Source organism: Psychrobacter arcticus 273-4 (assembly GCF_000012305.1).
GTDB classification, from domain to species: Bacteria; Pseudomonadota; Gammaproteobacteria; order Pseudomonadales; family Moraxellaceae; genus Psychrobacter; species Psychrobacter arcticus.
Genome location: NC_007204.1, coordinates 1,948,453 through 1,958,842, shown reverse-complemented (window position 1 = coordinate 1,958,842; position 10,390 = coordinate 1,948,453). Strand labels below are relative to the sequence as shown.

At 41.8% G+C, this 10,390-nt stretch carries 9 protein-coding genes; 7 read left to right on the top strand and 2 right to left on the bottom strand.

From position 1 onward, the window contains the following. The first annotated feature begins 13 nt into the window (after positions 1 to 13). The 3 genes from PSYC_RS08290 to PSYC_RS08280 are packed head-to-tail and all read left to right on the top strand — an operon-like array spanning position 14 to position 4,883. Complete coding sequence (locus PSYC_RS08290) at positions 14 to 1,441, top strand: TolC family protein (RefSeq protein ID WP_227500322.1); 1,428 nt, start codon at positions 14 to 16, stop codon at positions 1,439 to 1,441. Positions 1,442 to 1,446: 5 nt separating this feature from the next. Continuing rightward, entirely contained in the window at positions 1,447 to 3,702 is a 2,256-nt protein-coding gene (locus PSYC_RS08285) for a type I secretion system permease/ATPase (RefSeq protein ID WP_011280863.1), read from the top strand. Positions 3,703 to 3,713: 11 nt separating this feature from the next. Beyond that, entirely contained in the window at positions 3,714 to 4,883 is a 1,170-nt protein-coding gene (locus PSYC_RS08280) for an HlyD family efflux transporter periplasmic adaptor subunit (protein WP_011280862.1), read from the top strand. Between the two features lie 414 nt (positions 4,884 to 5,297). Here PSYC_RS08280 and PSYC_RS08275 read toward each other — a convergent pair whose 3' ends face one another. Further along, positions 5,298 to 6,785, bottom strand: coding sequence for an ATP-binding protein (locus tag PSYC_RS08275; RefSeq protein ID WP_011280861.1), 1,488 nt, complete (start codon positions 6,783 to 6,785; stop codon positions 5,298 to 5,300). Position 6,786: 1 nt separating this feature from the next. After that, a complete protein-coding gene (locus PSYC_RS08270) occupies positions 6,787 to 7,503 on the bottom strand; it encodes a heavy metal response regulator transcription factor (protein WP_011280860.1) in 717 nt (238 codons plus the stop codon). A gap of 325 nt (positions 7,504 to 7,828) precedes the next feature. Between PSYC_RS08270 and PSYC_RS08265 the strand changes: the two genes are divergently transcribed. From PSYC_RS08265 to PSYC_RS08250, 4 genes are all read left to right on the top strand, one after another. Next, positions 7,829 to 8,113, top strand: coding sequence for a hypothetical protein (locus PSYC_RS08265; RefSeq protein ID WP_041757739.1), 285 nt, complete (start codon positions 7,829 to 7,831; stop codon positions 8,111 to 8,113). A gap of 193 nt (positions 8,114 to 8,306) precedes the next feature. Beyond that, a complete protein-coding gene (locus tag PSYC_RS08260) occupies positions 8,307 to 8,609 on the top strand; it encodes a hypothetical protein (protein ID WP_011280858.1) in 303 nt (100 codons plus the stop codon). Positions 8,610 to 8,687: 78 nt separating this feature from the next. Then, positions 8,688 to 9,326: a c-type cytochrome gene (locus PSYC_RS08255; protein WP_011280857.1), complete on the top strand. Its 639-nt coding sequence runs from the start codon at positions 8,688 to 8,690 to the stop codon at positions 9,324 to 9,326. A gap of 328 nt (positions 9,327 to 9,654) precedes the next feature. Beyond that, positions 9,655 to 10,308 (top strand): DUF411 domain-containing protein, encoded by a 654-nt coding sequence (locus PSYC_RS08250; protein ID WP_011280856.1) that lies wholly within the window; start codon positions 9,655 to 9,657, stop codon positions 10,306 to 10,308. The last annotated feature ends 82 nt before the right edge of the window (positions 10,309 to 10,390 follow it).

Below are 10,390 nucleotides of genomic sequence, written 5' to 3'. Positions count from 1 at the left end.
TGCAGTAAAAGATATGCAAATCAATACCTTGATTACATATGCAGTTCAAACTCATCCTTTAGTTGGATCAGCTCGTGCCAGTCAACAGGCAACTACTGAAGGTATCAATGCGGCAAAATTGAATCTGCTACCAACCCCAAGCGTAAGCTCGGGCTATGATAGAGACAATGATTTTGTCTCACAAGTCACCATTCGCCAGCCATTATGGACAGGCGGTAAGCTCACTGCTGATGTCAATCAAGCCATATTTGATGACAAAGCTGCAGTCGAGTATATTTATGAGCAGCAAAATCTTGTCGCAAAGACCGCTATTGATGCTTGGCAGGCTTATATCCAAGCCATTGCCAAACAAAGCGTTCATATCGATGGTTTAAAAGAGCTCAATGAATTTGAAGCCATGATGCAGCGCCGTGTCAATCAAGGTGTCTCTGCTCGTATCGAGCTTGATTTAGTGACCAACCGTATTTTGCAAGAGCAAAATGCCTATCAAGCGGCAGTGGAGCAGCAACGCATCGCGGCTGCGCGCCTTGAGCAAATTGTTGGCGAGCCTCTGTCACGTAATAGTGTGATGAGCTTACCTAATATCAAAGCACTCGTAAATCAAGCCAAACAACAATCTACCAATTTTGAGCGCATGGCATTTGAGCAAGCCGGTTTTTATAATCCCACCGTGGTAAAAGAGCATTTTCAAATTGAGTCGGCAAAACAAGGTGTTGAAGCCCAACAAGCCTCTAAATATCCTACCGTTTATGCTCAATACGAGCACGCTTACTATCACGAAGACAACGAAAATAAAGGCAAGTTCTCATTAGGATTAAGTTACGCGCCTGGCGCAGGGTTTTCTAACCTAGCGTTGGCACGTGCCTCGCAGGCGCAAGTGAGTAGCTTGGTACAGACCCAAGAAGCGGCACGTCGACGCGTCATAGAGAATGTTCAGGTGCAGTATCAGCAGTTTGTTAGTGCTAGAGATCGCGAAACCTCGTTAGTGGCAGCGGTAGCGGGGGCGCAGATTGTCGTCAGCTCTTATCGTCGTCAGTTTATTGCTGGACGTAAATCATGGTTAGAGGTGCTAAATGCCGTTCGTGAGCACAATGAATATCAAGTACAGCTAGTGCAGACGCGAGCAGATATGTTAGGGGCGTTTTATCGTCTCCAAGTAGATTTTGGCAGTATGCCGTGGCAACAGTATGGACACAATCGTGAGCCAGTGACATTATTTAAGCCATTGGATCCAGTAAAAAAGTGGATCAATAATCAAGAAGTAAAAAAATCCGCCAAGAGCATGGGTTATGTACCGGTGGTAGAAGAGGATTATTTGGAAATAAGATTACCTGACAATGTAGAAGACAGTCTTAATAATGGTAATTTTATTATGCTAAACGAAGATTATAGTGTCACGCCCATCGTTGATCAGAATACTATGATAGAACTGAAGAAGTGACTGATATGAGTGAAGAATTTAAGCTGACAACCGCAGATTTAGAGAGTAACCAGATGAGCAATATGGCGGATCAAGTGTTGACGTCATCTGAGTTGATACAGACTTTGGCTGATGCCATTAGGCACTTATTGAGCCAGCAAGGCTATCCGATAGACAATGTGCGTTTGCAGGAAGTGGTCACCCGCTATGATGGCAGGTCAGCCAATGATACAGGTCAAGTCATTAATGAGCTTGGTAGCGTCGTTGCTGTATTAAAAGATATGGGAATAGATAAGACGCCAGAAATACTAGAGCAGCCAGACGCGGCCTTTTTACCTTTATTGGCCTATCGCTCAGATATGGGCTGGGGTGTGATCGACAGTCAAACGCCGCAAAAAAGCTGGAATTTCAGACAAGAGAAAAACCATATTTATACGCGTACTGATGAGCTGACATTGGTTCTAAGGATTCACCTTAGTGATGAACATATTCAAAAACGTAAATCCTCTTTTACGGACTTATTGAGGTCTGATTTAGGCAACTATAAAGGCGTTCTTTTCGAAGCTGTTCTGGCCACCTTCTTGATTAATATGTTGGCATTGGCAGTGTCGTTGTTCTCTATGCAGGTTTATGATCGAGTCATACCTACTCGCAGTGAATATACGCTCATTATTTTGGCCAGTGGTGTCTTTCTCGTTATCCTTTTTGAAGCGTTTATGAAGTTCTCACGGTCGAGAATTATGGACAAAGTCGTTGTGGGATTGGATCAATACTTGTCCCGTGAGGTGTTTCAACGTCTGCTGAAAGTCCGTATAGATCAGATGCCAGGCTCAGTAGGCTCTATGGCTGCGCAATTGCGTGGTTACGAGCAAGTACGTAGCTTTTTTACGGCCAGTACCTTGTTTGGATTGGTCGATTTACCCATGACCATTATTTTTATCTCTTTAGTTGCTTTTATTGGGTCACCATTAGTGGCGGTCGTTCCTGTCATTGCAGCTGTGATTGCTATCGCTATGGGATTGTTCGCTCGTAAGCGTATTGATGCGATTGCTGCTGAAGGTGCTACTGCCTCTTACTATAAGACGGGTCTGTTGGTCGAAGCTGTTGAGGGCGTTGAAACCATCAAAGCGGGAGCAGGAAGTTGGAAATTCTTATCACGTTGGCTGGATGTGATGAAGGTCACTATCAAAAACGATTTAGACATGAAGCACACCAACGATAATTTGACCTATTTTACACAGATGCTGCAACAGATTAGCTATGTTGGGATTGTGATTGTAGGGTCATTTGTGGTGATCAGCGGTGATATGACAATGGGTGGACTGATTGCCTGCTCGATATTGGGTGGTAGGGTGTTAGCCCCCGTTATGATGCTGCCTAATCTGTTGGTCCAATATTCACATGCCAAGGCCGCTAAGCTCAATATTGAAACTTTGTTTTCATTAGAGCAGGACAATCATGGCGTTGCTTACCCACTGTCACCCAGTCGTATTAATGGTTTTTATCAATGTGAAAACTTAGTATTTAATTATCAAGGTAATGATAGAGCTGCTATAGATATTAAAAAATTAACGATTCGTCCAGGGGAGCGTATTGCCATTCTAGGACCTATCGGCTCAGGCAAGTCTACATTACTTAAGATACTCGCTGGATTATATGCACCTACTAAAGGACGGGTCTTGTTAGATGGTCTTGATATTCATCAGATCAGTCGCGAGACATTAAGTGAGCGTTTGGGTTATCTACAACAAGATCATCGTTTATTTCAAGGAACGCTGAGAGAGAACTTACTGATAGGAATGGCAGCGCCTAATGATGATGTGATGCAAGAGGTGCTGATCAAGACTGGACTGATAAATTTGGTCTCTAGCCATTCTAGTGGTCTTGATCTGCCTATTAGCGAAGGTGGACGCGGACTGTCCGGAGGGCAGAAACAACTTGTTGCTTTCACGCGTTTATTATTGACTAAGCCAAATGTATTTTTACTCGATGAGCCCACTGCCTCTATGGACAATAGGCAAGAACAGCGCTGTCTTCAAATACTCAAGCAGGAACTGACAGAAGGTCAAACTTTTATCGTCTCAACTCATAAAACTGCATTATTAGAGTTGGCTGATAGACTTATTATTATGGACAATCAACGCATCATTATCGATGGTCCAAAGCAAGCAGTACTTGATGAATTAATGAAAAATGAGCAAGCTAAAAATCCGCCTGCACAATCGCAAAATTCTAAAAGTATAGCGAAGCCTATCATCACTAAAACGCTCACAGACGCTTAAGGTAAGTAGGTATGTCAGACTATAAATATACGCCCACCACCATTAAAGTGGGTCGCTCAAGATTGAGTATTTGGATCGGATTAATCGGCATCGTGGTCTTGCTCGTATGGGCTTCTTTTGCCAAAATCGATCAGGTTACTCGTGCAAAAGCCACTGTGATTGCCAGTGCTCGAACTCAAGAGATTCAAGCCCCAGAAGGCGGTGTCCTGACAGAGCTTGCAGTTACTGAAGGACAGGAAGTGAAGGCCGGACAGCTGCTTGTGGTCTTAGAAGAAGAGCGAGCCAAAGCAGCTTTAGATAACTCTGCCTCTAACACAGCGGCACTAAAGGCCAAGCTGGCTCGACTAAATGCGGAAATTTTTGAGAAGCCTTTGGTTTTCACTAAAGATGTTAAAAATTATCCTGAATACGTCCAAAACCAAACCGCACTTTATAATCGCCGCCGGCAAGCCATCAATGAGGAAGTGTCTTCTCTTGAAGTCATGCTGGTGCTGGCAGAAAAAGAGTTGAGCATGAATGAGCCGTTATTAGAATATGGCGATGTCAGTCAAGCAGATGTGATTAAATTGCACCGTCAAGTGGCTGATATTGAAGCGCAAATTAATAATAAGCGAAATAAATATTTTGAAGAAGCGCAAGCAGAAATGACCAAGGCGCAAGAAGAGCTAGACACTGAGCTTGAGCAACTTCGAGATCGTGTACACGTCTTAGAAGAAAAACGATTGATGTCGCCGACAGATGGCAAAATTAAAAATATCAACGTGACCACTATCGGCGGTGTCGTTAAGCCTGGCGAAGTTATATTGCAAATACTACCGACGAGTAGCGATTTGATCATTGATGCAAAGGTAAGTCCTGCGGATATTGCTTATGTCAAAGAAGGTCAGAAAGCCACCGTGAAGCTTGATGCTTACGACTATTCAATCTTTGGCGCAATGAATGGCACAGTGAGCTATATCAGCCCAGATACCTTGATGGAGCAAACACCGAAAGGAGAGGAGCCTTATTATCGAGTGTTAATTATTATTACCGGTGCTGAGTTTAAGGGTAGAGAGGATAGCATAGTCATCAAACCTGGTATGACTGCTTCTGTCGACATTAAAGCCATGGAGCGGACAGTATTGTCTTACCTAACCAAGCCTATTACGAAGACTTTATCAGAAGGAATGGGTGAGCGTTAAAAACAAGTATTGATTAATGATGTGGATTTAGTTGGGGGCAAGCGCATTGCTTTTTATCCTTGTATTCCGTCTATTTTTAATGGATCTATAGTTGAAATACTTTACAGTCGCTACCGTATTGCTGGTGTAAATTTTTTGCAGCCTCTGTCTGCGTAGGCACAGCAAGCAAGAAAAATTTGCACCAGTAGTACGTGTTGTATCGATATTACTTTTCACCGACTATAGCTCACATACTTTATGACTATTAGAGATTGTATAGGTAGTTCAAATAGAGATTGTATAGGCAGTTCAAAATAAAATCGATACGTTATTAAAGAGGTGCGACTGGTATAAAATCCTCTTGCTTACTGCTATCACAGAGTTAGAGTTTGACATCTTTATCAGGATTTTCTAAACGTTAGATAGGGGAGGGAGTTATCTAGCCATCATCAGCTCGACACTGACTTGAAAGCAATACTCATCTTTGATAGTAATGCTCACCTTGCCATTATGGGCATTGGTGATAGCTTGCACGATGGATAAGCCTAAGCCTGTTCCCGAATACATCGTATTCGTTCTATCATGACGATAAAAACGCTCAAACAGTTTATCGGCCTCTACTTGAGTCAATGGCTGATCCAAGCGATTAGTGATCACTACCTTAAAAGAGGCAGGCTTTAACACAGATGATCTTATATCTTGCTTACCACTCGTGACCGTATGATTGACAGTGGCTATCTCAATATTAGAGGCTTCAATAGCGATCACACTATCACTAGCGGTATAATAAACGGCATTTGACATGAGATTAGCGAACAGTCTTTGCAACAAGCCTTCATCTCCTAGCACGGCCTGGAAGTTGCCCGTCTTTTCAAAAGATATATTCCGATCTTCTGCTATTAGCTCATAGTAATCAATGAGCTTAGTGAACATTGACTCAGTATCAATCCGATTGAGCTGTGAGGCAGACAGCCCCTTTTGTGTCTTTGCCAGCAGCAACATGTTATTAATCAGAGTAGATAACTGCTCAAGGGTGTCATGCTGATGGTGCAGCTGTTCAACATATTCATTGCTTGCTCTAGGCGTACTTAACATCACTTGGGTTTGAGTGCCAAGCGTCGCTAGCGGAGTACGTAGCTCATGGGCAATATTGTCTGAAAAGCGCGATAACGATTCAAAATTACTTTCCAGCTTCTCCATCATTAAGTTATAAGACTCAGCCAATGGTCGTAGCTCTAAGGGCATATTCCCGACCACCACTCTTTCATGTAGCTGTTCAGGATTAATACTCTTCATTTTTTGGACAATAGTAGCTAGTGGCGCAAACCCCCAATAGACACTTAATGCCGCGATTGACACCAGTAATAGTGTGATCGCAATCAGTATCATACTCAGTTGACGGTTAAACTGCATGAGATACTGATGATGAACATCGATAGGCAGCGCAATAAGTGCCAAAGCCTCGTGGTTTGCAATGACCATCGCTCGATAATGTCTACTATTGATTTTGATCATAAACTGCTGATCGCGATAGTCCTGCCGTAGTTGTAACAAGCTAAAATCGGTCGGTAGATCATCGATGGAATTACTGAGGTCGCTAGACAATAAATTTCCGTTTTTGTCTGATATTAGCGTTTTTAAATCATAATCTAACCAGGAAGAATGCAGGTGATTGGCATCAATTAGTGATTGGGACTTTGAAGCTGTTAGTGGCTCTATTTGTTCGTCCAAGGCAATCATACGTTTGCGCAGATTAAACGCGGCATGAGTGATAATTTCTGAGTCCATTTGCTCAAAGTGGCCATTAACAGAGCGCTGAACCCATATATAAATAATGACTTGAGAGATGACAACAAATATTGTCAGTAAAAAAACAGTGCGCCATAAAAGGGACCAGCGTCGATTCTTGAATTTATATCTCATTTTATATCAGATCGTCTTTGTTAATGCCATCGTCGCCCATGCTACTGTTCTCTAACCTGTAGCCCATCCCGCGTACCGTGTGAATCAGCTTTATATCAAAGCCGTCGTCGATTTTGATCCGTAAACGTCTTATAGCAACGTCAATGATATTCGTATCACTGTCAAAGTTTATATCCCATACTTGCGAGGCAATCACAGTTCGTGGCAGTACCTCACCTTGACGTTCTAAGAAAAGCTGTAATAAAGTAAACTCTTTGGCAGTCAATTTGATGGGGGTTTCACCTCTATAGACGGTGCGTTTGGCAATATCCATTTTTAGATCAGCTATATGTATGACCGTGCTTTTATAGTCCGATTGATTGGCACGGCGTAACAGGTTTTTTATTCTGACAATCAGCTCAGCAAAAGCAAAAGGCTTGGTTAGATAATCATCGCCACCAATTTCAATACCTTTAATCCGATCGCTTAAATCATCTTTAGCTGTTAAAAACAAAACAGGCGTATGCTTCCCAGCGGCACGGTAGCGCTGTACCAGCTCAAAGCCACTGACGTCAGGTAGCATCACATCCATCAGCACCACACTAAATTCTTCAGTCATTAATGCATGATAACCATCTAAACCAGTCATGTGATGATCCACGATAAAGCCGGTCTCAGTTAAGCCTTTTTTTATATATTCTCCAAGTTTTTGTTCGTCTTCTACTAACAGCACCTTCATAGTCACTCCACTTCATATCATTATAGTTGTCGATAGCATATCACTAACGTTGTTAGCTTATCGTCCTTAAGTTTATCAAGAACCTCTGTTATAACGGCGCTCTCTGGATAGAGGTAGATGCTGGTATTTGGTTTTAATGACAAGGAGATGACAATATTATTTTGTTTCTAACAAACATGTCATGTCCATGTCATCTAGCTGTCAGCCACCATTTAGTATTCTGAATCAACGCCACATAGAGGCTTGTCTCTGATACAGACCGCTTCTATGAGTTAAGCGATTGTCTTACTTACATGGTTTATTATTTGTCTTTAAAAGGTCTTATATGAAAAATTATAGTTCATTAAAAAAAGCAGCTTTACTTTCAGTATCGATGTTAGTTGGTATGTCAGCGGCCAATGCTCACACCACAAACTTAGATGCTTCTATTCTTAGTAGTTGTGATGCTGTCACCAGTTTTGCAAAGAGCGCTGATCATAACGATGCACAGATTTCTAGCGCGCAAATGAAAGGTTATGTCGATGCTAGAGTCGCTTGTCTGGTTCAGCACCAGGATCAACATTTGCAATCTGAAAAGTATTTTGTAAAAAAATATGGTAGTGATAAGTAATACTAAATGAATACGTTGCGCATTAAAATCCAAAGATGTGAAGATGACAATATTGTCATCTTGATGTCATCTGCCAGTCAGAATGAATAATGTATTATTAATGAATAATGTATTATTAAAGTTGCTCTAATCACTTTATATTCAATAATCTTTAATCCAATCAAATCTTTAATCCAATCAATAGGAATTAATCATGTCGCAATTTAAATCACTGTCTAAATCAATCGCCATTACTGCCATCGCTCTTGTTGTATCAACCTCAGCTATGGCTCATGACCCAAAAATGCATGCTGAAAAAGATAAAATGAACTGTGAAAAAATGCAAAAGCATATGCAGATGATGGGGGAAATGGATCATAGTAAGATGGACATGAATGACACTGCCATGAAAGCCATGATGGCGAATATGAGTAAAATGAAGCAAATGCACCAAAAACATTGTGTGACTAGTGACAGTAAATCTAGTGATATTAAATCTAGTGACAGTAAATCTTAAAGATTTTAGCTCTGTTAAATCATAGCTCCTCTCTAACAACAGAGAGAAACTAACGGAAATAAGTTTTTAGGAAAATATATGAAATTTTTATTGGGTATGCTCTTTACTGTATTTTTGGCAATCGTTGGCGTATTTGCGGTTGCCAGCAGTGGTGTTGTCAATGTGGGTGCATACCAAGAGCATAGCCCAATGATGTATAGCTTTTTAGAGACCGTGCGCAATCGATCTATAGAAAATGCCAGTAAAGATATTGTGGTACCAGACTTAGAAAAGGTTGACATGATCAGCTCTGGTGGCGCGGACTATAATGATATGTGTGCAGGCTGTCACTTGTCTCCGGGAGTGGACAACACTGATTTTAGCGAAAGCTTATATCCAAAGCCGCCTAACTTTACCAAGGCTGATATCGTCAAACGTTATCAAACTGAGGCTGGTGCAAAGCAAAGCTTTTGGGTGATTAAACACGGGATTATGGCATCGGGAATGCCTGCATGGGGCGCCTCTCATGATGACGATAGAATGTGGGCAATGGTCGCTTTTATCAGATCGTTACCTGAATTAGATGAAGCTCAGTACACGATACTAACCACTAGGATAGATGACGATATGATGGACATGTCATTTGATGGTGATATGAATATGTCGGATGGTGGTATGGGTATGGGTATGGGTATGGGTATGGATATGTCGGATGATGGCTCTGGAATGCAGCATTAACCCTTTTTATGTATAAAAGCACCATAACGCGTATTTCTGTTAACAATGCAGTACTAAACAGTGCTGCATTTAACGTTTATAGTTACATATCATATACCCCACTCTCAACTATCATAATTTTTGGCGTAGGCTGTGGCTTTAGCCCAGCGTTTTTGGCAAATTATTACGATTGACTGGGCTAAAAGCGCCAGCCTACGATAGCCCATATTAAGTTGAGAGTCGCGTATCATATGTCGCGTATCATATATAGTTACATACATAATAATTCAAATATAGAGTCTAGTTTTTAGGGTATCTAGCATAACAATAGGCGTTTAGGAGCGATTTGATGAGACGTTACGCACACGTGTTTTCTAATGGACATCACTGGTTATCCGGTCGTGTCCTTTTATTGATGGTGATATCAGCACTACCCCTTACACTAGCCGCTTGTAGCCAATCTAATACCAGTGTCTCTGATTCACAACCAGTAAAGGCTGAGCTTGCTGCTGTCCAGAATATACAAGTACAAAACGAAAAATCAGCTCCGGACAGTGCCCCTGTAATCAACCAGTCAACATCACTTAAATCAGAGTTACTCAAAAACGTCTCAGCGACGGTCTATAAAGATGCCAACTGTGGCTGCTGCAAAGAGTGGGTAGGCTATGCAGAAGATAATGGATTAAGCGCAACCGCACACGATGTTGCAGATTTATCCTTATTCAAGGAGCGTTACGGCGTACCACAGCAAATGCGCTCTTGTCATACTACCGTGACTACTGACGGTTTTGTTTTTGAAGGACATGTCCCCGCTAAGCACATGGCACAGTTCTTAGCAACGCCTCCTGCACAAGCTATTGGACTTGCCGTACCGAGCATGCCTGTTGGCAGCCCCGGTATGGAGTATCAAGGTAAATTCATGCCTTATAAGGTAATGCAGCTTAACAAAGACGGTACCACAGAAGTTTATGCCGCTATTGATTCCCCTCAGCAGCAACTATAATTTTGATGGTTGTTTTGGCTGGGATGTGAATAGATTCTGTTAAATATTGAAAATATTATAACTATAAGCTTAACTACCATCT